Annotated in this window: 28 protein-coding genes; 26 read left to right on the forward strand and 2 right to left on the reverse strand. The window is 36.6% G+C overall.

Annotation, left to right across the window (positions count from 1 at the left end; translation table 11 throughout):
* Positions 1–341: 341 nt before the first annotated feature.
* From Q9306_RS02195 to Q9306_RS02220, 6 genes are all read left to right on the forward strand, one after another.
* The gene (locus Q9306_RS02195; RefSeq protein ID WP_306194829.1) at positions 342–1037 is read left to right on the forward strand and encodes a response regulator transcription factor; all 696 of its coding nucleotides are present in this window, start codon (positions 342–344) and stop codon (positions 1035–1037) included.
* 1 nt (position 1038) lies between these two features.
* Positions 1039–1974, forward strand: coding sequence for a HAMP domain-containing histidine kinase (locus tag Q9306_RS02200; RefSeq protein ID WP_306194831.1), 936 nt, complete (start codon positions 1039–1041; stop codon positions 1972–1974).
* 124 nt (positions 1975–2098) lie between these two features.
* Positions 2099–3022 (forward strand): ABC transporter ATP-binding protein, encoded by a 924-nt coding sequence (locus tag Q9306_RS02205; protein ID WP_306194832.1) that lies wholly within the window; start codon positions 2099–2101, stop codon positions 3020–3022.
* Positions 3015–3695, forward strand: a complete 681-nt coding sequence (locus tag Q9306_RS02210) for an ABC transporter permease (RefSeq protein ID WP_306194834.1) — start codon at positions 3015–3017, stop codon at positions 3693–3695. The genes Q9306_RS02205 and Q9306_RS02210 overlap by 8 nt, the downstream gene beginning before the upstream one ends.
* 28 nt (positions 3696–3723) lie before the next feature.
* The gene (locus Q9306_RS02215; RefSeq protein ID WP_306194836.1) at positions 3724–4416 is read left to right on the forward strand and encodes an ABC transporter permease; all 693 of its coding nucleotides are present in this window, start codon (positions 3724–3726) and stop codon (positions 4414–4416) included.
* A 211-nt stretch (positions 4417–4627) separates the two neighbouring features.
* A complete protein-coding gene (locus Q9306_RS02220) occupies positions 4628–4786 on the forward strand; it encodes a hypothetical protein (protein WP_306194838.1) in 159 nt (52 codons plus the stop codon).
* A 111-nt stretch (positions 4787–4897) separates the two neighbouring features.
* On the opposite strand, the gene Q9306_RS02225 is transcribed toward Q9306_RS02220, so the two are convergent.
* Together Q9306_RS02225 and Q9306_RS02230 are read right to left on the reverse strand one after the other, a co-directional pair.
* On the reverse strand, positions 4898–5356 hold the full coding sequence (locus tag Q9306_RS02225) for an NUDIX hydrolase (RefSeq protein ID WP_306194840.1): 459 nt from the start codon (positions 5354–5356) through the stop codon (positions 4898–4900).
* Between the two features lie 127 nt (positions 5357–5483).
* Positions 5484–5987 (reverse strand): DinB family protein, encoded by a 504-nt coding sequence (locus Q9306_RS02230; RefSeq protein WP_306194842.1) that lies wholly within the window; start codon positions 5985–5987, stop codon positions 5484–5486.
* Between the two features lie 340 nt (positions 5988–6327).
* On the opposite strand from Q9306_RS02230, the gene Q9306_RS02235 reads away from it, so the two are divergent.
* From Q9306_RS02235 to Q9306_RS02330, 20 genes are all read left to right on the forward strand, one after another.
* The gene (locus Q9306_RS02235) at positions 6328–6873 is read left to right on the forward strand and encodes an RNA polymerase sigma factor (RefSeq protein ID WP_306194844.1); all 546 of its coding nucleotides are present in this window, start codon (positions 6328–6330) and stop codon (positions 6871–6873) included.
* Entirely contained in the window at positions 6863–8020 is a 1158-nt protein-coding gene (locus Q9306_RS02240; protein WP_306194846.1) for a DUF4179 domain-containing protein, read from the forward strand. Before Q9306_RS02235 ends, Q9306_RS02240 begins: the two co-directional genes overlap by 11 nt.
* Before the next feature lie 235 nt (positions 8021–8255).
* Positions 8256–8588, forward strand: coding sequence for a PadR family transcriptional regulator (locus Q9306_RS02245; RefSeq protein ID WP_306194848.1), 333 nt, complete (start codon positions 8256–8258; stop codon positions 8586–8588).
* Positions 8589–8590: 2 nt separating this feature from the next.
* Complete coding sequence (locus Q9306_RS02250; protein WP_306194850.1) at positions 8591–9127, forward strand: DUF2812 domain-containing protein; 537 nt, start codon at positions 8591–8593, stop codon at positions 9125–9127.
* Positions 9128–9291: 164 nt separating this feature from the next.
* On the forward strand, positions 9292–9978 hold the full coding sequence (locus Q9306_RS02255; protein ID WP_306194852.1) for an AzlC family ABC transporter permease: 687 nt from the start codon (positions 9292–9294) through the stop codon (positions 9976–9978).
* A 1-nt stretch (position 9979) separates the two neighbouring features.
* Positions 9980–10291, forward strand: a complete 312-nt coding sequence (locus Q9306_RS02260) for an AzlD domain-containing protein (protein WP_306195161.1) — start codon at positions 9980–9982, stop codon at positions 10289–10291.
* 158 nt (positions 10292–10449) lie between these two features.
* Entirely contained in the window at positions 10450–12135 is a 1686-nt protein-coding gene (locus Q9306_RS02265; protein WP_306194855.1) for a long-chain-fatty-acid--CoA ligase, read from the forward strand.
* Positions 12136–12244: 109 nt separating this feature from the next.
* Positions 12245–12832: a fatty acid metabolism transcriptional regulator FadR gene (fadR, locus tag Q9306_RS02270; RefSeq protein ID WP_020060033.1), complete on the forward strand. Its 588-nt coding sequence runs from the start codon at positions 12245–12247 to the stop codon at positions 12830–12832.
* 16 nt (positions 12833–12848) lie between these two features.
* A complete protein-coding gene (locus Q9306_RS02275) occupies positions 12849–13622 on the forward strand; it encodes an enoyl-CoA hydratase (RefSeq protein ID WP_306194858.1) in 774 nt (257 codons plus the stop codon).
* An 81-nt stretch (positions 13623–13703) separates the two neighbouring features.
* A complete protein-coding gene (gene etfB, locus Q9306_RS02280; protein ID WP_272186575.1) occupies positions 13704–14477 on the forward strand; it encodes an electron transfer flavoprotein subunit beta in 774 nt (257 codons plus the stop codon).
* Positions 14478–14508: 31 nt separating this feature from the next.
* Positions 14509–15486: an electron transfer flavoprotein subunit alpha/FixB family protein gene (locus Q9306_RS02285; protein ID WP_306194861.1), complete on the forward strand. Its 978-nt coding sequence runs from the start codon at positions 14509–14511 to the stop codon at positions 15484–15486.
* Positions 15487–15699: 213 nt separating this feature from the next.
* A complete protein-coding gene (gene trxA / locus Q9306_RS02290) occupies positions 15700–16014 on the forward strand; it encodes a thioredoxin (protein ID WP_098914164.1) in 315 nt (104 codons plus the stop codon).
* A gap of 169 nt (positions 16015–16183) precedes the next feature.
* Positions 16184–17356, forward strand: coding sequence for a hypothetical protein (locus Q9306_RS02295; protein ID WP_306194863.1), 1173 nt, complete (start codon positions 16184–16186; stop codon positions 17354–17356).
* A gap of 86 nt (positions 17357–17442) precedes the next feature.
* Positions 17443–18390, forward strand: a complete 948-nt coding sequence (locus Q9306_RS02300) for an SDR family NAD(P)-dependent oxidoreductase (protein WP_306194865.1) — start codon at positions 17443–17445, stop codon at positions 18388–18390.
* Positions 18323–19285 (forward strand): lysylphosphatidylglycerol synthase transmembrane domain-containing protein, encoded by a 963-nt coding sequence (locus tag Q9306_RS02305; protein WP_306194867.1) that lies wholly within the window; start codon positions 18323–18325, stop codon positions 19283–19285. Before Q9306_RS02300 ends, Q9306_RS02305 begins: the two co-directional genes overlap by 68 nt.
* Positions 19273–20748: an alkaline phosphatase family protein gene (locus Q9306_RS02310; protein ID WP_306194869.1), complete on the forward strand. Its 1476-nt coding sequence runs from the start codon at positions 19273–19275 to the stop codon at positions 20746–20748. Before Q9306_RS02305 ends, Q9306_RS02310 begins: the two co-directional genes overlap by 13 nt.
* Positions 20745–21491 (forward strand): glycosyltransferase family 2 protein, encoded by a 747-nt coding sequence (locus Q9306_RS02315; protein ID WP_306194870.1) that lies wholly within the window; start codon positions 20745–20747, stop codon positions 21489–21491. The genes Q9306_RS02310 and Q9306_RS02315 overlap by 4 nt, the downstream gene beginning before the upstream one ends.
* 63 nt (positions 21492–21554) lie before the next feature.
* Entirely contained in the window at positions 21555–22310 is a 756-nt protein-coding gene (locus Q9306_RS02320) for a hypothetical protein (protein WP_306194872.1), read from the forward strand.
* An 18-nt stretch (positions 22311–22328) separates the two neighbouring features.
* Entirely contained in the window at positions 22329–23234 is a 906-nt protein-coding gene (locus Q9306_RS02325; RefSeq protein WP_306194874.1) for an FTR1 family iron permease, read from the forward strand.
* 47 nt (positions 23235–23281) lie between these two features.
* Positions 23282–24691 carry a glycosyltransferase family 39 protein gene (locus Q9306_RS02330; RefSeq protein WP_306194876.1) on the forward strand — a complete coding sequence of 470 codons (1410 nt, stop codon included), beginning with the start codon at positions 23282–23284 and terminating at the stop codon, positions 24689–24691.
* Positions 24692–24700: the final 9 nt, after the last annotated feature.

Below are 24700 nucleotides of genomic sequence, written 5' to 3' on the forward strand. Positions count from 1 at the left end.
GGATACCCATAAGAATTAAAGTGTTTTGCTGACAAGAATAATAAAACTCCTTTCTTTTAGAATGTAATTTAATTATATGCCATTGCGTCCCTTTTGCTTGTATGCTTGTCCGATTTGTAATATTATTGAATATTTCGGTTTTTTTGCGGGAAATAAAAGTCGTTTGAAGGTTATTGTATTCATATATGAGAAATTGAAACGAGGAACGATGCTACATGTTAGTCGGGATAAAAAATGAACATGGTTATATGTGTATGTGATTCACTCCGTATATTGTATTTACCAAATTCAACCACCATATTACAATATAATTATAAATTTTCAAGAAAACGGGTGATGGTGTGCAACATAAAATTTTATTAGTAGAAGACGATGTATCTATTCAAGAAATGGTGAATGGGTATTTAACAAAAGAGGGATTTGTTGTAGCGGTAGCTTCAGATGGAGAGGAAGGGCTTGCTAAATTTTCACAAGATCAGTTTGATTTAGTTATTCTTGATATTATGATGCCTAAAATAGACGGCTTAGAAGTGATGAATAGGATTCGGAAAAAGAGCTCTGTTCCGATTTTAATTATGTCCGCAAAGGATACGGATTTGGATAAGGCGTTAGGACTTGGACTCGGTGCCGATGATTATATTTGTAAGCCGTTTTCTATGATTGAGTTATCGGCACGGGTGAAGGCTGGAATCCGCCGGTCGACTACATATTCCGCTCCGCAGCAAAAACAAGATGACATGATTGAGATCGGGAATTTGAAAATTGATACGGCTAATTTTACCGTTCAAAAAAACGACGAAGCTATTAAACTTACGTCGAAAGAGTTTGAGCTTTTAAAGCTATTTGCGACCAATCCAAATCGCGTGTTTACAAAGGCGCAAATTTATAGCTTAATTTGGAATGAAGAATATTACGGTGATGAGAATGTCATTAATGTGCATATGAGAAGGCTGCGTGAAAAAATTGAAGACGATCCCTCTCAGCCGCAGTACATTAAGACATTGTGGGGCATCGGTTATAAGCTGGAAGTGATATAGAATGGTTTTATTTTTAACGGCTATTATTTTTTTATTACTTGGTGTCATTTATTTTCAATATCGTACGGGAAAAAGTCGAAGTGCGAATTTACGTTATACATATGAAAAATTACACGCAATTTTGGAAAAGCAAACGAGTGAAAATTTATTAGTTGTGACAGATGATAAAGAATTGAAGTCACTATTAGTGGCAATCAATTATTTGTTAGACGAAAAGAAAAAAACAATTGCGAAGCATTCAAAACTGGAAATTTCTATGAGGAAGATGCTTTCTAACATTTCGCATGATTTAAAGACGCCGCTTACTGTTATTCTCGGTTATGTAGAAATTTTAAATGTAGATGAAACGATAAATGAAGAAGATCGGAAGGTATTATTAGAAAAAGTTCATACGAAAACGTTAGAAGTGCTAGATCTTATTCATAAATTTTTCGATCTTGCCAAATTAGAATCTGGCGATAAAGATATTGCAATGACGCGGGTCTATATGAATGAAATTTGTCAGGAACATATGCTATCATTTTATGATTTATTAACAACACAAGGATTTGACGTTCATATCGATATACCGGAAACACCGATATATGCACACGGGAATACAGAAGTTATCGGAAGAATTATGAATAACTTAATTTCAAACGCAATTGCTTACGGGGGAGACGGAAAAACATTAGGGATTACACTGCGAAGTGATGAGCAATTTGTGTACGTGGACATATGGGATAAAGGAAAAGGCATCTCTGAATCTCATATCGATAAAGTATTTGAACGGATGTACACATTAGAAGATTCACGAAATCGTTTGTATCAAGGCAGCGGACTTGGACTTACGATTACGAAGCGTCTTGTAGAAGCATTAGGGGGAGAAATTCATCTGTCTAGTACACCTTATGAGAAAACAGTGTTTACAGTTATGTTAAGAAGAATCAATTTTTAGCTTGTAGAAAGAGCAATTCTACAAGCTTTTTTAACTTAAGGGATTTGTAAGAAATAGGTAAGAAAAAAGAAAATTTCATTTCTTATTATATAAATATAGAACGGGCACGAAAGGGGAATGAAAGATGACGTACGTATTGAAAACAAATCAATTAACAAAAGTGTTTCAAGGTAAAGAAGTGATTTCTAACGTAAATATGCATGTGAAACAAGGTGAAATATATGGGTTTCTAGGGCCAAACGGTGCTGGTAAAACCACGATTATGAAAATGATCACGAATTTAATTAAACCGACGAGCGGTGAGATTGAGATTTTCGGTGAGAAATTAACAAATACTTCATATGAAGTGTTAAAGCGAATGGGGACAATTATTGAATATCCAATCTTTTATGAAAAACTAACAGCTAAAGAAAATTTGAATTTACACTGCGAATATATGGGGTACTATGACAAGAAGGCAATTGACCGAGCTTTAGACCTTGTAAACTTACACAATGTTGATGATAAGCAAGTCAAAGATTTTTCACTTGGGATGAAACAGCGATTAGGAATTGCAAGAGCGATTACAACAAAACCAGAGTTGTTAATTTTAGATGAACCGATTAACGGTTTAGATCCGATCGGCATTAAAGAGTTACGAGAATTATTTAAACTGCTTTGTAAGGAATATGGAATTACGCTGTTAGTGTCTAGCCACATTCTAGGTGAAATGGAACAAATGGCAGATACAATTGGTGTCATTCAAAATGGAAAACTAATAAAAGAAGTTTCGATGAAAAGCATTAATGGACAACAAACGGAGTATATCGAAGTCACTGTTCAAGATGTGAAACGAGCAGCTTATATGTTAGAAAATAAACTACGTCTGACAAATTATAAAATTATGAGTGAAAATATGATTCGTATTTATGATATGACCGCGACGCAGCAAGCCATTTCGAAAACTCTAATTATGAATGATATAGCAATTGAGAGTATCAATAAAAAGCATAGTTCATTGGAAGAGTACTTCTTAAATCTTATGAATGGAGAGGGAATCCATGCTTAATTTAATAAGGTTAGAACTTGTTAAATTCAAATTATGGCCAGTCATGAAAGGAGCCTTTATAGCGCTTCTTGTTATGCTAGGTTTCGTTACATTAATCATGCTTGATGGAGAATTTAAAAGTTACGATGATGCTTTTCGGTTTATTGATATTTTTGTGAAAGCAACATTTATGATATTTGGTGCAAGTTTAATTGCTAAATTTATTATTCAAGAATTTACAGAAAAGACAATGACGGTCATGTTTATGTATCCGATTAATCGAAAAAAAATGATGATTGCAAAATTGTTCATTATTATGATTTTTACATTTCTGTCGATTGTTATTTGTGACATTGTCATTTTTAGTTTCTTTTATGTACTAAATGTATATTATTCAGTCATAACAGAGCCGTTAACGATGACGATTCTTTTGCAAAATGCATCTAAATTATTAATGAATGCTATAGCAGCGACAGGGATTAGTTTAATTCCTTTATATTTTGGTATGAAAAAGTATTCAGTACGGACAACAATTGTATCTGGGGTTATTATTATGTCATTACTAACCTCTAGCTTAAGTGGCAATTCTTCATTGTACGATATTGTTTTCATTCCGATTATATTAGCTTGTGTTGGACTATTGATTGCCTATATGACCGTAAGAAAAATAGAGCAAGTGGATTTGTTTAAATAAATTAAGCGAACTAGGAGGAGAGGCCATTATGCTACACCTCATGAAGCTAGAAATGAAGAAATTTAAATTTGGTTGGTATATAAAAGGAGCGCTCATTGCCAATATCATAATTACGGCCTTATTCGTTTCCATGAACTATATTCAGGAAGTAGAAAAGGATGTAATTATGACAAATGCTGATGATGCTTTTTTATTGATAGGGACAATGGTGCGGGCAACATTTATTGTGTTTGCGGCGGTTTTACTTGCGCAATTAGTAATTGAAGAATATAAAAATAAGACAATCATGCTCATGTTTTCTTATCCAATTAAGCGGAAGAAAATCATTGCGAGTAAATTAACCATTATCGCTATACTCACATTTATAACAATTTGGTTATCTAATACGGTTGTTACAGGTGCTGTCTTCGTTTTACATGGATATTTTTCGTTTATATCATACTCGATCACATTTACGGACTGGATGCAGCAAGCGATCAATATGATTCCATTTGCAATCGCTGCTGCAGGTACAAGTTTAATTCCACTATATTTTGGGATGCGTAAGCATTCTGTTCCTGTCACAATTGTATCATCATTATTTGTCGTTTCATTTGCTTGTTCTTATAATCCAGGGTTTCCAGTAGTCATGATTATACCTATTCAACTCATCCTTGCAGCTATTGGAATGATAATTGCCTACTTGGCAATTCGAGACATTGAGAAAGAGGATGCGATTTAGTTTGACGGATAAAGGTATATACAAGTTGAAAAATCGACATAAAAACCCTTTTATAGAGGGAGACGAGAGCATCTGGCCGCGTATAGAAGCGGTCAGGGCCTTTTTCTGCCACATGCGAGGTTTAAAATAAAGGGAGAAAGCAAGTAGCGGTCATGTTGTATTTTATATAGTAAAGACTTATATGTCGAAGATCTATTTAGGGGGGACGATTATGGATTTACTTATACTTAATTTAGTAGGTGGGCTTATAGCGCTTTTAATAGGGGGAGTCTTATATTACAGAAATCCAGAGCAGAAGTTTTATTTACTTTTAGTAGGGATAGGGATGGCAAGTATAGTTATAAATGGAATTAGAATGCTTTTAAAATAGATGATGATTTAGAACGATTGCAAGAAAAACGCACTCACCTGAGTCTGATAGAATATCGAACGCAGGTGAGTGCGTAACCATAGGGGTCTTTTATCTACTTGATAGGAAAAATTAGTTTTTTATTTTCATAAACTCCAACAAATCATCAAACACTTCTTGTTGATTCTGCCATAGTTCAGGCAAGTTATTTAAGGAGAAAAATTTTAGCTGTAAGCTTTCTTCGTTATCAGTATGTAATGTTCCATGAAAATCTCTACAAATATAAACTAACTTTACTAAGGCAACTTGATCACCATTAGATAGCGTTCTTTCGTATTTCTTTCCAGAATACACATTAAAGAATTCAAGCTTACCTAATTTTAAACCAGTTTCTTCAAACACTTCTCTCCTTGCTGTATCTTCAACTGTCTCGCCAAATTCCATAAATCCGCCAGGCTGTCCCCACTTGCCGTTATCAGATCGTAATTGCAGAAGTACTTCATTCTTTTCATTTAATACAAAACAACCTGCGACCACCATAATTACTTTTTCATGTCCAACCATATTTCGTAAATAACTTATATAATCCATGTGTTTCAGCTCCAATAATGATTTATATCTATTATAAATGATACCAAAGAAATTTGTTTTGTCCTTGTAGAACAAAAACAAGGTTCCTCAAAAAAGAGGAACCTCATTTTCATTTCGTAAGCAAATATTACATCTTCGGAGCTTCCATTCCAGCTAGAGCCCACTCTTCTTTTGCCGGTCCGTAAATGCCAGGAACTTTTAATCCTGCTTGGCGCATAAGGACTGTCATTTGCCCGCGGTGGTGGTTTTGATGATTAATGACAATCATTAAAAAGATTGAATTAGGCATTGGTTTTCCGAAGAAGTCATTTATCGTTGCTAAATCTTGATCTGTCCATTGTGTTTGTAATGCCTTAGTAAATGCTTCATTCATTTGACGATAGCTGTCCGCGATATATTGCGCGGAAGTTGGGACAGGGTAATCTTTCGTTTCTCCTTCGAATTTTAAACCTGTTCTTGATGTTATAACAGGAACGGCTGTCACAATATGCCACGCAATGCGTCCTAACGTCCAGTTGTCTGGTGTAATTTCTTGTGTTAATGATTCATCAGTTAGCATATCTAATACTCTTTGTGTTGAATCTGCTTCGTATTTCCACGCCTTTAAAAAACCTTCTACAGTTTGGAACATAGAAAAAACCTCCTATGGTTAGATTCAAATGGTAAATTCGTGAAAGTTTTGTAGTTTCCTTCTAGTATTTAGATTTACGAGAGATTTTTACCAGAGTTATAGAAAGATATATGATAGAAGGAGTTATATTTAAGTTGAAAAACGACATGAAAATCCCTTTCTTTTAGGGAGAATGAGAGCATCTGGTCGTGCATAGCAGCGACTTATATGTCGGAAAATTAAAATGGCTTTATATAGTATTTGAAAAAAATCCTATAAAATGCAACCATTTGAATCTCTATATAGTCTAATAGGTGTACAAAAATATATACGTATATAAATCTTTTAAAGGGGGAGCTATATGGAGTTACTCTTAAAGCGAGCGCAAAAGGGTGATGAAGAAGCCTTTATTGAGGCAATTGATATCATAATGCCGCAAATGTATAAGGTCGCAAAAGCACGTCTCAAAAATGAAGAAGATATAGGTGATGCTGTGCAGGAAACTATTCTTGCAGCGTTTAGCAATTTGAAAAAATTAAAAGAGCCACGCTATTTTAAAACATGGATTATGAAAATATTAATGAATAAGTGTAACGATATAATAAGAAAAAATAAAATTGTATATGTCGAAGATTATGAGCAAGTTCCGAGTCAGCATGCGATGAATGAAAAGATAGAACAAAAATTAGATTTTGAAAGTACTTTAAGTTATTTAAGTGCTGAGTACAGATTAGTAATTGTTTTATTTTATGTAAATAAATTTACGACAAAAGAAATAAGTGAAATTTTAAGTGAAAAAGAAGGAACGATAAAATCGAGATTAAGTAGAGCAAGGCAGCAGTTAAAAACATACTACTTGCAAGAAGACAAAATATTAAGTAATGGGAGGAGTTCAAATGAATCTTAACTTTGAGAAGCAGTTAGAAGAATCATTAAATGAAGATATCTTAATCCCTAAAAGTGTTATAGAAAAGAAAGAACTTGCTTTTGAGCAAATCAGAAACAGTAAAAAAACGAAAAAACGGTTTTCATATAAAAAACAAATTGCTGCTGTGATTACAGGTTTATCTATTGCTGGTCTCGCTTTGTATGGTGAGGCTCCTATGGCGATGATAAAAGAAATCTTCCTTACAAAAGATCGAGGGGTACAAAAGGCTGCGGATAACGGATATATGCAACAAGTAGAGAAAAATAATAGTATGAAAGATAGTGGTGTTACCATTCAAGTAAAAGACATAGCGTATGATAAATCAAAAATCGTATTTTCATTACGGTATAAATTTGATGATAAAAGTGTGTTGCAGAAAGTTTCGGAATTAAATATGGTATACGATTTAACTGACAATAAAGGAAGATATATAGAAAAAGCTGATACAACAACTGGTTTAACGAAGGAGAATGGAGAAATATTAGCAAATGGAGAACAAAGTATACAAGTAGATGCAGAGCATGGTGAACTGACAGGTAATTTTGTTTTATATCCAATGAATCCGATTACTGATATTGAGAGTTTGAATTTCAATATACAATCAATCCAATTATTTACACCATTAGAAAATCAAGATCCCACATTTATGACACAAGCAGAAACAAAATCTAATATCGAGAAAGAAAATATTTTTGCATTTCATAAAAATGGTATGCAATTAAATAAAGAAATTCTTGGGAAATGGGAAAATAGTATCACGGTCGATAATAAATTTAATAAAATTCATGATATCAAATATGTTTCTCAACAAAAATTGGAATCGTTAAAAATTTCTTCTGCCGAATTGTTGCCAACAGGGATGAATATCACGTTTGAATTTGATTCTGTAGAGGATGTTGAAAAGAGAAAACAACTACTCAAGACAATTGATAGTATTACGTTAGTTGATCATAAAGGAAAAGCACATCAATCAACGCGGAAGGGGTATTCAAAAACTTTAAATAATGGGAAGAGCATTAAGGTGAAAACATTTGATATTACTTCTTTTGATGAAGTAGGAGATTTTAAAGTAATTTTGAAAGATGAGAGTGGAAAAGATATTGAGATTAATTTGAAGAAGGAATAATTGGTGAATAGTATCGGTTTTTCGGCGATAGGTAGGTGTTTAAATCCTAGCTTGATTGCAATGCGGGTTGCTTTATATATTTAAAATTTAGTAAAAGATTGATCAAAATCAGCCAATCATGCTCGATTTTAATCAATCTTTTTTTATTAAATGCAAAGTTGACGAATATATCATTTAATGATATATTCTATTTAATGATATATCATTAAATGATATATAAGGAGGGATAAATAAAATGGCAAGAAATGATTCATTAGAGACGGGAGAGCTTACAGACACTTCTTACTACATTTTATTGTCTTTAGTTGATGCAAAACATGGATATTTGATTATGAAAACAATCGAAACGATGACAAATAATCGTATTTCAATTGGGCCTGCTTCGATGTATACGACAATTAAAAAACTATTATCAGCCCGATTAATTAAATTACTTGATGATGAAGATAAAAAAAAGACATACATAGCAACAGAAGAGGGGATTGAACTTCTAAAAAAAGAAGTTCAGCGCAGACGAGAAATGGTTAAACATGCGGAAGAAATATTGAACCAAAAAGGAGGAATATAAACATGAAGAGAACAAAATATGTTTCTAGTGATGGATTAGCGTTTTCCGAAGAAAAAGAAATGAAAAAGCTTGCTAAATATGCAAAAGAAGGTTGGATTTTAGAAGGATTTGCTCCGCTTGGCTATAAATTAAGAAAAGATGAACCTAAATATATACAATATGCACTTGATTATCAAAATGGTGCAGATGAAGAATACTTTATGTATTTTGAGGAAGCGGGATGGTCTCACATCTGTTCAGCAGGAAATGAAATTCACATATTTTGTGCACCTGTCGGAACAAAACCAATTTACTCGGATAAAACGACTATCATTGAAAAATACGAGCGAGAAAAGAAGAAGATGGGGAAAGCTGCGTTACCACTTCTGATTGCTACTGTTATATTCTTTTTACTTAGTATTTTGAGTTCCAACAATTGGATACCTGAAATTGCTGGAAATATAGCTGTTTTTTTAGGGTTTGTCTCATTGGTGATTTTAGTTTTCCCTGGAATGCCGTATATTGCATATTGTTTTAAAGTGAACAAATTACGAAAATAAATGTTTAAAGTAGAAATGTCACTTTAAACTCATAAAATATAATACTTTGAAAAGGAAATAACATAATCGTCTTGAAATTATAGATATGAAAGAAAGATGTGTGGTTCATAAACCCACATCTTTTTCTTATGCAAAGAGAAAGAATGGGGAGATAAGATGGAATAGTGAAAGAAAAAATCATAGTACATGATAAGCGGCAGGAGTTTTTAAAAGGAATGAAGCACATTTTACCGATTGCTTCCGCAAGTATTGTTGATGGACTTATTTTTGGTATTCTTGCGAGACAAACGGGATTAAGCGTTTTTGAAGTGTTGCTGTTAAATATGACTTCCTCACAATTTGCAGCAATAGGATTTATTACGCAAGGAGTGGTTGGATGGCCAATGATTTTGTCTACGACGCTCTTAAATGTTAGACAAATGTTATACGGATTATCGTTAGGCCCGGCATTCCGTAATATTCCCACCAGCAAGTTAATGATGATGGCATGGATGCTAAATGATGAAATGTATGCTTTGAAGTCTGCGTATGTAGCGAAAGGTAATAAGGCTAGTTTACCTTATTATTTTGGAGCAGGTGCATTAGATTATGTCATTTGGAATGTCAGTACACTTGCGGGATTGTTTTTTGGTACCTTTATTTCGAGTCCAGAAGAATATGGTCTTGATTTTGCGTTTGTTGCAACGTTTTTAGGTTTTTTAGCAACGAGTATTGTTTCTCGCTTTTATGCATTTGTTGCGCTTGTTTCGGGAGCGGCCGCGTGTGCGGGATATTATATAGAAGGAACAACGTTGGCAGTTGTATTTGGTACCATTAGTGCTGTAATTGTAGGGGTGATGCATCGTGAATAGTATGTTACTCGTATCGATTTGTATTATGGTTTTACTGACATATGTAACTCGTTTTCCAATGCTCTTGTTAAGTTCCCGTATTTCTTTTCCGAAGTGGGCGGAAAGAGGGTTAAAGGTTGTTCCAATTGGTATTTTTGCTTCATTAACAATTCCGCTTGTTCTGTTTCATGAAAAGGGAGGATTGTGGAGTCCTGAGTATATAGTTGCAGGGATTGTAGCATTTGGTGTAGGTGTATGGAAAAGACAAGTTGTCTTTTCGTTATTAACAGGAGTAATCACACTTGTGTGCTGGAGAATATTTGTAGGGTGGTAATAGGAGTGCAAAAGTCTGAATATTATGATTGTAACGGGGCAATCCCTATACTATAATGAAAATAAGCAACATGAATACACATTCATTTATGTTAGAACGGACGCGCCGTTAAAGCGGAGGAGTTATGCTTTTATAATGTAGAGAAAGGGGAGTTCGAATTGGAAAAACCATGGCTGCAAAATTATCCAAAGGAAATTCCGCACACGATTTCCTTTGATATGAAGCCTCTTCATGTGTATTTGCAGGAAGCTGCTTCACAATATCCAGAAAAGAAAGCGCTTCATTTCCTAGGGAAAGATATTACGTTCGCAGAGTTAGATCGTAAAGTTAGGCAATTTGCCAATTACCTTCAGAGGCTTGGGCTAGAAAAAGGAGACCGAGTTGCGATTATGCTGCCAAACTGTCCGCAAGGTGTGATCGGTTATTACGGAACACTATTAGCTGGCGGCGTTGTCGTGCAAACGAATCCGCTTTATACAGAAAGAGAGCTTGCATACCAACTTCATGATTCAGGTGCGAAATTTATTCTTTGTCTCGATATCGTATTTCCGAAAGTCAGCAATGTGCAGTCCTCAACGAATATTGAGCATGTCATTGTGACACGTATTGCAGATTATTTACCATTTCCAAAAAATTTGTTGTATCCATTTGTGCAAAAGAAGCAAGCGAACCTTGTTGTTCATGTAAAAGAAAGTGAGAATATTCACGTTTGGAAGTCTATTGAACGTGCAGAGGATACAGCGGTAGAGGTACCGTGTGATTCGGAAGAAGACTTAGCTCTCCTGCAATATACAGGCGGGACGACAGGATTTCCAAAGGGCGTTATGCTTACTCATAAAAATCTTGTGTCCAATACAAGGATGGGAATTCATTGGCTTTATAATTGCCGGGCAGGAGAAGAGGTTCTTCTCGGAGTATTGCCGTTTTTTCATGTATACGGGATGACTGCTGTTATGAATCTGTCAATTATGGAAGCGTATAAAATGGTCCTCATTCCGAAATTCGATATTAAAATGATATTAGAGGCAATTAAAAAACATCGCGTTACGTTATTTCCTGGAGCGCCGACTATTTATATTGCACTATTAAACTATCCTGAACTTCATAAGTATGATGTTTCTTCTATTAGCGCATGTATTAGCGGATCAGCTGCTCTTCCAGTTGAAGTGCAAGAACAGTTTGAAAGTGTAACAGGTGGCAAACTTGTAGAAGGATACGGTTTAACAGAATCGTCCCCAGTTACACATGGCAACTTTTTATGGACAAAGCGAGTACCCGGAAGTATTGGTGTGCCGTGGCCGAGTACAGATGCTCGTATTCTTTCACTAGAAACAGGTGAACCGCTCCCGGTAGGTGAGGTTGGCGAAATTGCTGTGAAAGGTCCGCAAGTGATGAAAGGTTACTGGAATAAGCCGGAGGAAACAGCTGCGGTGCTGAAAGATGGGTGGCTGTATACAGGTGATGTTGGCTATATGGATGAAGACGGCTTTTTCTATGTGAAAGATCGAAAGAAAGATATGATAGTGGCAAGTGGGTTTAACGTATATCCGCGTGAAGTGGAAGAAGTACTATATGAACATGAAAAGGTGCAAGAAGTGGTTGTTCTTGGTGTGCCTGACCCGTACCGCGGTGAAACGGTAAAAGCGTTTGTTGTTGTGAAAGACGGTGTAACATGTTCAGAAGAAGAATTAAATGCGTTTGCTCGCAAATATTTAGCAGCATATAAGGTACCAAAAGTATATGAGTTTCGAAAAGAATTACCGAAAACGACTGTCGGGAAGATTTTGCGTCGTGTGCTAGTTGAGGAAGAATTGCAAAAGCAAGATGATGAGCAAACGGGCTAATGCCCTTTCTTTTTTTTGAGTGAATAGCATTGACAATATTTGAAATAGTCAGTATTATTAAAATGTGAATGAATCATCATTCAGTCATCTTCTTGAAGGGGATAGTACTGTGAAAAAGAATCGACCTAAATATAACCAAATTATTGATGCAGCGGTGATTGTCATCGCAGAAAATGGATACCACCAAGCCCAAGTTTCTAAAATAGCAAAACAAGCTGGTGTTGCCGATGGAACGATATATTTATATTTCAAAAATAAAGAAGATATATTAATATCCTTATTCCAGGAGAAGATGGGAGAATTTATCGAAACAATTCGGCAAAAAACAGCAGGAATTGAAAGCGCTGTAGAGAAGTTATTTATGTTGGTAGAAACACACTTCTCTTTACTTTCGCAAAATGACGCTCTTGCTATCGTTACGCAACTAGAACTTCGCCAATCCAACCAAGACTTACGCCTCAAAATTAATGAAGTGTTGAAAGGGTACTTGCAAGTCATTGATGAAATTTTAGAAATTGGCATCAAGCAAGAAGAATTTCGTACGGATTTAAATGTCCGCGTGGCAAGACAAATGATTTTCGGAACAGTAGATGAAGTTGTCACCAACTGGGTAATGAGCGATCATAAATATGATTTGGTCGCAATTTCAAAAACGGTGCATGAGCTATTAGTAGCAGCTTGTGGTTACCGCAATTAATGGGGAGGGAGTACATTTGAATTTCCTATCTGTAACGGTGGAGGATTACATAGCAATTGTAAAGATTAATCATCCGCCAGCAAATGCGATGTCTTCACAGGTTATTAGTGAAGTTGGTGAACTACTTGATGCAGTGGAAACTGATGAGAATGTGCGCGTTGTACTTGTTCATGGAGAGGGCCGCTTTTTCTCAGCGGGAGCGGATATTAAAGAGTTCACTTCTGTTGAAGAAGCAAAAGAGGCAACGAAATTATCGCAACATGGACAAGTAATCTTTGAACGTGTTGAAAAATTCTCAAAGCCAATTATTGCGGCAATTCACGGCGCAGCGCTTGGCGGGGGATTAGAACTTGCGATGTCTTGCCATATGCGTTTTGTAAGTGAGACTGCAAAAATCGGTTTGCCGGAGCTGACGCTAGGATTGATTCCAGGATTTGCGGGGACGCAGCGCTTACCGCGTTATGTTGGGAAAGCGAAAGCTTGTGAAATGATGTTAACAAGCGATCCGATTTCAGGTATGGAAGCAGCTGAGATTGGGCTTGCAAACCGGGCATTTCCTGAAGAAGTATTGTTAGAAGAGGCGCTGAAAGTAGCGAAAAAGATTGCTGGAAAAAGCGCAGCATCTGTCCGCGCTGTATTGGATTTGCTGCAAACAACGAAGTCTTCTCATTATTATGAAGGAGTACAACATGAAGCGCAGTTATTTGGTGAAGTGTTCACTAGCGCAGATGGAAGAGAAGGGGTAGCAGCGTTCTTAGAAAAACGTAAACCTTCTTTTAGCGGCAGGTAGTTCTCTATTTTTTTAATATAAATTAACGGAATATTAGAATTAACCAAATTTTCCTTTTAAAAAAACAAGGGGGTAAATAGAATGAACATCTACGTACTCATGAAACGAACTTTTGATACAGAAGAAAAAATCGCAATTAAAAACGGTGCAATTTACGATGGCGAAGCGGAATTCATCATCAACCCTTACGATGAATATGCGATTGAAGAAGCAATTCAAGTAAGAGATGCACAAGGCGGTGAAGTGACAGTCGTTACTGTTGGCGGTGAAGATAGTGAAAAAGAACTTCGTACGGCACTTGCGATGGGCTGTGATAAAGCGGTATTGATTAACATTGAAGATGATGTTGAAAATGGTGATCAATATACAACAGCAAAAGTGCTTGTTGAGTACTTAAAAGAGAAGGATGTTGACTTAATTTTAGCTGGTAACGTAGCGATTGACGGTGCATCTGGACAAGTTGGGCCACGTGTAGCGGAAGCGCTGAATATCCCATATGTAACAACAATTACAAAGCTTGAAATTGACGGTACAAACGTAAAAATCGAGCGTGATGTAGAAGGGGATACAGAAGTCATCGAAACATCTTTACCTCTTTTAGCAACAGCGCAGCAAGGTTTAAATGAACCGCGTTATCCATCGCTTCCAGGTATTATGAAAGCGAAGAAAAAGCCGCTAGAAACGTTAGAATTAGATGACTTAGATTTAGATGAAGATGATGTAGAAGCGAAAACAAAAACAATTGAAATCTATTTACCTCCTAAGAAAGATGCTGGAAAAGTGTTACAAGGCGAACTGCAAGATCAAGTAAAAGAACTTGTATCGCTATTGCATACAGAAGCGAAAGTAGTTTAAAAAATACTAGGATATCCAGGAGGGAAAACATATGGCTCGTAAAGTATTAGTAATGGGAGAAGTTCGTGACGGTTCTTTACGTAACGTTTCATTTGAGGCAGTAGCAGCCGCAAAAACAATTGCAGAAGGCGGAGAAGTTGTCGGTTTATTACTAGGTGAAAGCGTCGCTTCATTCGCACAAGAACTTATTTCTTACGGTGCAGATCGCGTTGTGACAGTTGAAAGCGATAAATTAGCTTCGTATACGTCTGATGGATATGCGCAAGCATTTCTAGCAGTGTATGAAGAAGAAAAGCCAGAAGGAATTGTGTTTGGACATACAGCATTAGGAAAAGATTTATCCCCAAAACTTGCAGCGAAATTAGAGGCAGGTCTTGTTTCTGACGTAACAGCGTTAGAAGTGGCTGGTGGTAATGTTGTGTTCACACGTCCAATTTATTCTGGTAAAGCATTTGAGAAGAAGATTGTAACAGATGGTGTCATATTTGCGACAATTCGTCCAAATAACATTGCACCGCTTGAAAAAGATGAAGCGCGTACAGGCGATGTTTCTTCTATGACAGTTGATGTAAAAGATTTACGTACAGTTATTAAAGATGTTGTTCGTAAAACAGCAGAAGGCGTCGATCTTTCCGAAGCAAAAGTAATTATTGCGGGCGGACGCGGTGTGAAAAGTGAAGATGGTTTCAAACCATTAAAAGAACTAGCAGATGTGCTTGGCGGAGCAGTCGGTGCGTCTCGCGGAGCTTGTGATGCAGAGTACTGCGACTATTCACTGCAAATTGGGCAAACAGGTAAAGTTGTAACGCCAGATTTATATATTGCATGCGGTATTTCTGGTGCGATTCAACATTTAGCTGGTATGTCTAACTCAAAGATTATTGTAGCAATTAACAAAGATCCAGAAGCGAATATTTTTAAAGTAGCTGATTATGGCATCGTTGGTGACTTATTTGAAGTATTACCGCTTCTAACAGAAGAATTTAAAAAGTTAAAAGTACATTCTTAAGTTGCGCATAATGAGTTCCTAGTAAGTAATTACCCCTATATTATAAATAAAGAAAAGCGAGAGGTCCCCTGCTTCTCGCTTTTTCGTTCGAAAGAATTTTTGCTAGTATAAAGGTTGAGTTATTTGTTAAAATACTTAACGATACATATTATTCGCCACGTATATAAGATAATGATATACTTTGGTTAGAAAGTTCATAAAGGAGGAAATAACATGGCAATTGTAAACGCAACTGACCAAACTTTCGCAGCTGAAGCAAGCGAAGGTGTTGTTTTAGTAGATTTTTGGGCACCTTGGTGCGGCCCTTGTAAAATGATTGCTCCTGTATTAGAAGAAATCGATGCAGAATTAGGCGATAAAGTAAAAGTAGTAAAAGTAGATGTGGATGAAAACCAAGAAACAGCTCGTAAGTTCGAAGTAATGAGCATCCCAGCTCTTTTCGTATTAAAAGATGGTCAAGTGGTTGATCAAGCATTAGGTTACAAACCGAAAGAAGCGTTAGCTGAATTAGTATCTAAACACTTCTAATTCAAAAAGCCCAGCAGATGATGCTGGGCTTTTTTATATTGGTTAAAATTACCTTGTGTAAATATGACAACGGATACAAAAATGTTGTTGACACTTGTTATCCCTGCTTTTATAATCAAGCTATCAATAATGAAAATCACTATCAATGAGTTCTAGGGGGACGTAATCCATGACGTTAAAGTTAAAAGTATTATCTGCAGCAGCAGTAGCATCTTTACTTTTTGCAGGTTGTGCGAAAGAGGAAACGAAAAAGTCTGAAGCACAAGAGAAAAAGACAGAACAAACTGCTAAAAAGGAAGAAACAAAACAACAAGAAGCAGATTTTGTACAAGCTTACAAAGATGGAGTAGCGGAGCTTGAAAAAGCAAAAGACGGCAAAGAGGTTGACTTTGATAAAGTAACAAAGTTATATAAAGAAAAATTACAACCTCTTGTTCAACAACGTGATGGAGAATTTAACGAGCAAATTGATCAAACAATTACAGCTGCATTAGAAGCAGGGAAAAAGAAAGAAATGGAACCAATGGTTGTAAAACAACTATTTGATAAATTAATGCAAAAAGAATTCTTCCAATCCATGCGCCATGATTTTAAAGAGATTGATACAAAATGGGGCAAAAAAGATGAAGTGAAAAAAGAAATGGAAGAAGCACTTGCGTTTTATAAAGGCGTAGAAGGTACAGTTGGAAAGCGTGATACGGCATACGGAACACAAATGACTTCTACAATTAAAGGCGGCTTTGATGAAATGAACGCAGCAATTGATAAAGGTGACAAACTTGCGTTTTCTCTTGGCAAGCAAGTTGTAGATAAAACGTTAATGAAAACATTTTACTTTGCAACGGGCGCTGAGCCGCACGGTTATGCTACAAAAATGGTAGCAGAAGCAAAGAAAGATGAGAAAAATGCAAAAGTTGAGCAAGCGGAGGGATGGGCATTTTATCAAGCTGTCTATCCATATGTGAAAAAAGCAGCTCCTGAAGAAGCAGACTTTATTTTAAAACAATTTGATTTAAAAACTGATGTGAAAACAGTTGATGCAAAAGCGGTAAATAAAGCGTTTGTACGTGGATTTGCAAAAGTTGCATTAGGTGAGTATAAAGAGAGCCAAGAAAACTTCGGAAAAGACAAAGGCCCTGTTACAGCATTAGAAGGTGCATTGTTCATTAACATGATTGAGAATGATTTAAAAACAGTACTTGGCGAGCAGCAAACAGCAGAGTTAACAAAAACAGCACAATCTTATTTAGACGCAGTAAAAGCGAAGAAGAAAGAAGAAGCAGACAAGTTATTGCCGCAAATTGAATCCACATTAAATAAAGTTGTGGAAACAGCGAAATAAACCCGAAACGTCTATATTCTTTTGAAGAAACCTTGCCTTGACAAGGTTTCTTCTTTTGCATAGGGTTGTAGAAGGTGGTGAACAAAATGAAAGTATTAATTACTGGAGGAGCGGGTTTTATCGGAAGTCATCTTGCGTTGAAATTACTAGAGCAAGGTAAACAAGTTGTGCTTCTTGATAATTTTCACTCTTACTATGCGAAGTCTAGAAAGCTTTTTCAATTAGAACAAGTCCAGAAAGATGGGAACGTTCCATTTTATGAATGTGATATTTTACAAAAAGATGATGTGAAAGCTGTGATGCAGCAAGAGAAAATCGATGCGGTGGTTCATTTAGCAGGCTTTCCAGGCGTAAGACCATCGCTTGAAATACCAGGTGCTTATGTTGATATTAATATAAAAGGGACAAGCAACGTATTAACTTGTGCTGGAGAAGAAAATGTGAAGCATGTTATTTTTGCATCGTCTTCTTCTGTATATGGGGAGCAGACAGGAATGCCTTTACGAGAGGAAATGGCAAACGGTCGTGTTCTTTCACCGTATGCTGCATCCAAATACGGTGCAGAATCTCTTTGTCATGCGTATCAATATATGTACGGGTTTCAAATGAATATTTTACGGTTCTTTACTGTATATGGACCGTGGGGACGTCCGGATATGGCAGTTGCAAGCTTCATTCGAAAGTTATTAAACGAGGAAGAAATTGTTGTGTACGGAACAGGTACAGGACGTGATTATACGTATATCGATGATATTACAGAAGGAATTGCTCTTACATTACAATCACATCATAGTGATGTATATAACCTTGGATCTAACGCACCTATTTTAATGACAGAATTACTCGCGCAGTTAGAAACACATTTCCCGTTTATGCGTGTAAGGCAAGAAGCGCATAGAAAAGGGGACGTAACATCAACGTGGGCAGATATTTCTAAAGCGCAAGAACAACTTGGATATAAGCCGCGTGTATCTTTTGCAGAAGGGTTGGAGCGAACCGTTGCTTGGGCGAAACAATATCCGAATATTCTTTAATGTTTTCGGTGTTTTTTTGCTCTGTATCTTTTTTCTTTTGTCATGGCGGTCGTTTGAAGTATCCTCATTATGGAAACATTTTCAGGATTTATGGAGACAGCCGTACATCATTATGCTTCTCGTTATGATGTATAGCATCGCTTTTTTATTTCGTGCATATGCGTGGAAATTGTATCTCCACCATCGTATTACGATGAAAGAGGCGTTATATGGACTGTTGTACAGCTTATTCATTAATCATGTTTCTCCGCTAAAAGTGGGAGATGCTGTTCGCATTGCTGTGATTACAAAAGAGAAGAAAGTAACATTAGGAGAGGCGACGCAATCTGTCGTTGTACTTCGTATATTAGATTTGTTTATTCTCGGTCTGTTTGGGGCAACGGGAATGTTACTATTATGGAGAAATATTTTGCTTAATGTTCCTGTTATTCTTGCGTGTGTCTGTACAGGAAGCGTGCTGTTATTTCTCTTATATAAGAAAGTACCTCAATTTGTAGAAAAGCAGTGGAAGCAATTGAAAGAGTCACTATTTACTCTACAAGGTGGAATGATTGTCTTTCTTATTATGATGAGCTGGATTTGCGAAGCATTTGTCATTTATGAAATTGCTAAGCCTCTCTCATTTTTGCAAGCAGTATGGGTAAATAGCGTGACCATTGCTGGGCAAGTGTTTCAACTAACACCTGGCGGAATTGGTACGTATGAGACCGTTATGACATTTGCATTGCAAGCAATAGGAGCCAAGCAATCTGATGCATATCAATGGTCGTTAATGAGTCATGGTTTTAAATTTATATTTTCTTATGGTGCGGGCGTAATGCTATTACTATTGTATCCGATGGAATTACGCTCATTTTTCAGTCAGAAAGGAGAAGACAATCGTTGGAAGAAGTAAAGAAAGCGTCAAAATTTGAAAAGGTAGCGGCGCGCTGTTGGAACCTACTAAATGAAGGGAAACCATTTACACCGATTTTTGTATTCGGCACATTTTTGTTGTTTTCTATTTCACAGTTTGGACAACCGGGTTTTGTCCCAACTTTTTTTAGTAGTTTTTTATTCATTGTTCCGCTGCTCGTTTTATATTATTTGTTTGATTTTCCGTTGTTTTTACGAAATTACTTATGGCTACCGTTCGTTGCCTATTTAATCGTCTTTAAAACGGTACATATACCGTTACTATTATTTGCATTAGGATTATATTTTTTCTTTACAATCCTATTTTGGGGAACGTTATATTATCATTTGCGTATTGGAACGTCTTGGTTAAACTTTACACGCTTTTGGAAACTCGTGTTAAAGAACAGCGATTCTACAAGTGGTAATGCTCAGGAGCAAATGCCAAAATTTTTACTATTGTTATCGCTTTGGTATTACTATTACCTTTTCTTCCAAGAAGGCGGTACGTTAGGTGCAGTAGATTGGAAAACAATTCTTACGTTTTACGGTGCTCTTGTCCTGTATACAATTATCTTACATCGTAATTTATTTGACTGGCAGCCAAAAGCAATTCCAACTTATACGGAAAATGTGCCTGAAAATAAAGAAGCACTGAATGAAAAAGTAGTTGTCATTGTGATTGACGGTATGCGTAAAGATCGTTTTGAAGCAGCGCATACACCGTATTTAGATTCTCTTCGAAAAAAAGGGACGGAGTTTTTAAACATGGAAACGGTGTATCCAGCTCGTACTGTTGTATGTTTCTCATCTATGTTTACAGGGACGTATTCGTTTGAGCATGGCATTAAATCAAACATGGTTTGGAAGCATGGTGTGAATGTAGAAAGTATTTTTGATTCGCTTCGAAAAATAGATAAAACAGGGAAAATGCTAGCTGTTGCGCATTTAGTTGATGCATTTGGTGACGATGTTGAGACATTTACAGCTGTTATGAAAAATGATGTTGTAGATGGGAAGATTATGGAGAAGGCGAAACAAATTATGGATGAGCAAGACCCAGATCTTTTTATTGTGCAGCTCATTTCAACAGATCAAACGGGGCATAGCCGCGGTGTATTATATGATGAGTATTTACAAAAAATTTATGAAGCAGACCAGCATGTGAAACATTTTATCGAGCATTTAGAGAAAACAGGAAAAGCAGAGAACACGACGTTTATTATTTGCGCTGATCATGGACAGGCAGATGGAATTGGCGGTCATGGTCATTTAGATGAGGGAGAACGTTTTGTGCCATTCTTTATGTACGGTCCCCATATTAAACAAGGTATAAAAATAGAAGAGAAGAAAAGTCTCGTTTCTATGGCACCGACACTTGCTTATTTATTAGGGGCACCGTATCCATCACATAGCCGTGGTCCTGTATTAATGGAAGCGTTAAAGGAGCAGGAAAAGAAATGAAAGTAATTGTGTTTATACCAGCCCTAAATGAAGAAGACTCCATTGCGCATGTTATTCGAAAAGTACCGCGTCATTTTCATCCGAGTATAACAGTAGAAGTTCTTGTCATTGATGACGGTTCAACAGACAGAACGGTAGAAGTTGCAAAAGAAGCAGGGGCGGATCATATCGTTTCATTTGCAAAAAATGGCGGTTTAGGTGCGGCTGTCCGCGCAGGCCTCAAGGAGAGCTATCGATTGGGAGCTGATATTAGTGTGATGATTGATGCGGATGATGAATATCCAGCAGATGAAATTCCAAATGTATTGCAGCCCATATTGGAAGGAAAAGCAGATTATACAATGGGGTCGCGTTTTCGCGGCACCATTAGCGGTATGAGACTGCATAGACGGCTTGGAAACTATTGTTTTACGATGCTGCAATGTATATTACTGCGTAAATGGATTCGTGATGGTCAATCAGGAATGCGTGCTTTTTCACGGCAAGCGATGGAGCACGGGGAGATTGTACATGACTACAACTATGCACAAGTGATTACACTAAACTTAGTGCGAAAGGGATTTCGAGTTTGGGAAGTACCGATTACGTATAAAGTACGTGAAACAGGGGAATCGTTTATTTCGTTTCGTAAGTATATGACGCGCGTTTTGCCCGCGATTTGGAAAGAGATGGGACGTCCCGTAGAGAAAGTTAGGATTGATTATGAAGTGCATGTATTAGCAAGAGAAAAGAAATGCTCATAGTGAGTATTTCTTTTCTTGACATTGAAAGTGATAATTATTATCATCTCTTTAGGAGGAGCGTTTATGAATAAAATAATTACTTCATTATTTGTCGGTATTTTCTTATTATTTTCAGTACATACAAGTGCATTTGCTTATTCGTACGGAAATCCGAACGAAGAAAAGGTTGCAGAGGCATATAAGCAAATGATCACGAAATTAGATGAAAATCCGCCAAACTTTACAGAAGCTAAGAAAGCATATGAAAATGTGCAACAAGAAATTGATCAGCACATGGGGAAAGAACCAACGAAAGCAATTATGAACGATTTTGATAAGAAAAATAAAGAAGATCTTATTGCTGATATGCAAAAAATTCTTGCTCTTAATATTAATCGTCGTTTAACAAATGTTGATGAACAATTTAAAGATTATGATACAAGTAAACGTTTATTAGCAAAAGCATTTGCAACGTATGAAGCGTTATCACCAGCTGTTGCACAGCATAATAAAGAGTTAGATACAAAATTAAAAGATGAGTTTAATAAAGCGCTGGACTCTCTTGGGAATCCAGGATTGTTTGGAGTAGGACAAAAGGAAGCAAATCAAGATGCTTTCAAGAAAAGTAAAGATGTTATTTTAACAAGTTTACAAAAAGAATTGAAAATTAAAGATTTCAAAGTTGGCCATTTTGATGCGAGCGGAAAAGAAGAAGCTTCAAAAAGCGCAGGGAAAACAGAATGGACCGATTTAAGCAAATTGAAAAACTGGGCTCCAATTGTTGTTATTGTACTTGTACTTGTTGGAGTTATTGTATACGCAGTACGAAAACGTAAGTAAGGATGAGGAGGAAGAGCGATGCAATTGCAAGCATTTCTTATTACATTCCGTGAAGTATTAGAAGCATTGCTCATTGTTGGGATTATTACTACGTATTTAAAGCGTACGGATAATAAGCAGTTTGTGAAATACGCTTGGTTAGGAGCAGGTCTTGCAGTTGTGGCAAGTTATATTGTTGCTCTTGTCTTCCAAGTTGTGTTTACTGGCTTTGCCGCAATGGGAAGTGAGATGTATTTAAAGATATCGATTATGTTCATTTCCGTTATTTTGCTTACACAAATGGTATTTTGGATGGCAGAACATAGCAAAAATATAAAAGGCAACATGGAAAGTAAAATGAGTCATTATATTACGACTGGAAACGTAATTGGAATGGTCGTACACTCCTTTCTTGTTGTGCTGCGAGAAGGCGTTGAAACAGTGTTCTTCTTTGCAGCAATTACAGGTGGAAATATTGAAGCCGCAATGCAAGGCTGGGGAGCGATTACAGGAGTTCTTGTTGCAGCCCTTGTCAGCTACTTTTTCTTTAAAGGAACGATGCGTATTTCACTAAAAGTATTCTTTAGAGTAACGGGAGTATTTATTGTCTTCATTGCAGCGGGACTTCTTGTACAAGGTATTTCCATGCTACAAGATTTAAAAATACTTGGTAGTGTGATGCCGCACGTATACGATATTACGTGGTTGCTTCCAGAGCATCCGATTGATTATGATCATTACTTGCGTGATCATGGTACTGCACCGCTTCTTTCCGGTGATGTCGGTATTTTCTTAAAAGCATTTTTAGGATATTCTTCGATGCCATCAATTGAAGAAATCCTTGCATATATCGGTTATTTTGTTGTCCTTTATATGTTAATTGTCTTTAAAAAGCCTGTTAAAAAAAAGGGAACAGTAGTCGAAGCAAATAAATCAGTAAGTTAAAAGTACAAGGAATATTCCTTGTACTTTTTTTGAAGAAAGGAAATGAGATGAAACGAGTATTACGTATATGGGCAATTCTTCTGTTTTCGAGTGCGATTGTTATTCGCTTTTTTTATGCAAGTCCGTTTGCTGCAACGTGGGATGAAGTAGACTTTTCGCTTGCGTTAAAGCAATATGACATATTAGCGATGCAACCTCATTTCCCGGGTTATCCGTTTTTTATTTTAGGGGGAATGGTGACGCATCTTTTTATAGAAAGTCCTGTGCAATCGTTAGGGATTTTTAATGCGGTTATGGCACTTACTGCGGCTTTTCCAATGTATTGGATTGCACGTCGTTATGTAAGTAAAACGAGTGCCCTTATTGTTGTAGCTACACTGCAAACGAGCGGCTATTTTTCCGTTTTAGTAACGCACCCAATGTCAGAAGGAGCAGCATTAGCAGTGCTATGGTGGTATATGTGGAGTGTAGATCGAGCATTTCGGACGAATGAATTTCGAGCTCAATTTTGGCCGGTTATTTTCTTCGCGGTATTGATGGGAATACGCGTATCCTATGCACCGTTTGGAATAGCGCTTATTGTATTAATGTGGCAGCAGTGGCATGAAGAAAAATGGCGGTTTATTATCATATGCTGCACGGCTGTTCTTTCGCAAATTGTGTGGATCGGAGCACTTATTTGGAATATCGGCGGTTTGGCGGGATTATGGAAAATTTCGTTCGGGTTTGTAGAAGGGCATTTTACAGAATGGGGCGGTGCGGTTACAGAAACGAGTGAACCGCTTATATCACGTCTATTTCGTTTGCTTTCCGAGAATATTGTATTTGCAGGAATCGGTGTTCATTCGTACGTTCTTGTAGGTTTCTTTCTTTTCTTTTTACTTCTTTTTGTTCTACAATGGAAGAACATACGTTGCTATCCAAAATTATTTATTGCGCTTGGCAGTGTATATTTTCTTTGGAATTTACTTGGACAAAATATTGATAAACCGCGTCATTCTTATCCAATTGTAGCAATAGTGCTTTTCGTACTTGCTATTTCATGGTTAAAAAGACATAGCGGGATTTTATTGCTGTTATTTGCAACGTTGCAACTTGTTGTTAGTATACCGCTTATGCAAGAACAAAAAGAAGTTGTACCTGCAACGTATCAGTTGGCGTCGTATTTACAAGAAAAACAGCAGCCGTTCATCGTATATACATGGGAAGAGACGCGTGTTATGGAATATTTACATGTGCCATATGAACATAAACGTTTTTACACATATGACTATTTTTTACAAGATAAAAAATATCATAAGGATGATACAATATACGTTACGAATCATTTAGTTGAAGGGTTTCAAAAACAAGGGATCGATATAAAAGGACAGGTAGAAGAAGTGGCCGTCTTTCGTTCTAACCCGTTATTTGATCCTGTTTATAATAAAATAATTTTATACGAGTGGAAGAAGTAAGAAAGGGGA

It is taken from the genome of Bacillus multifaciens (assembly GCF_030756675.1).
GTDB lineage: Bacteria > Bacillota > Bacilli > Bacillales > Bacillaceae_G > Bacillus_A > Bacillus_A multifaciens.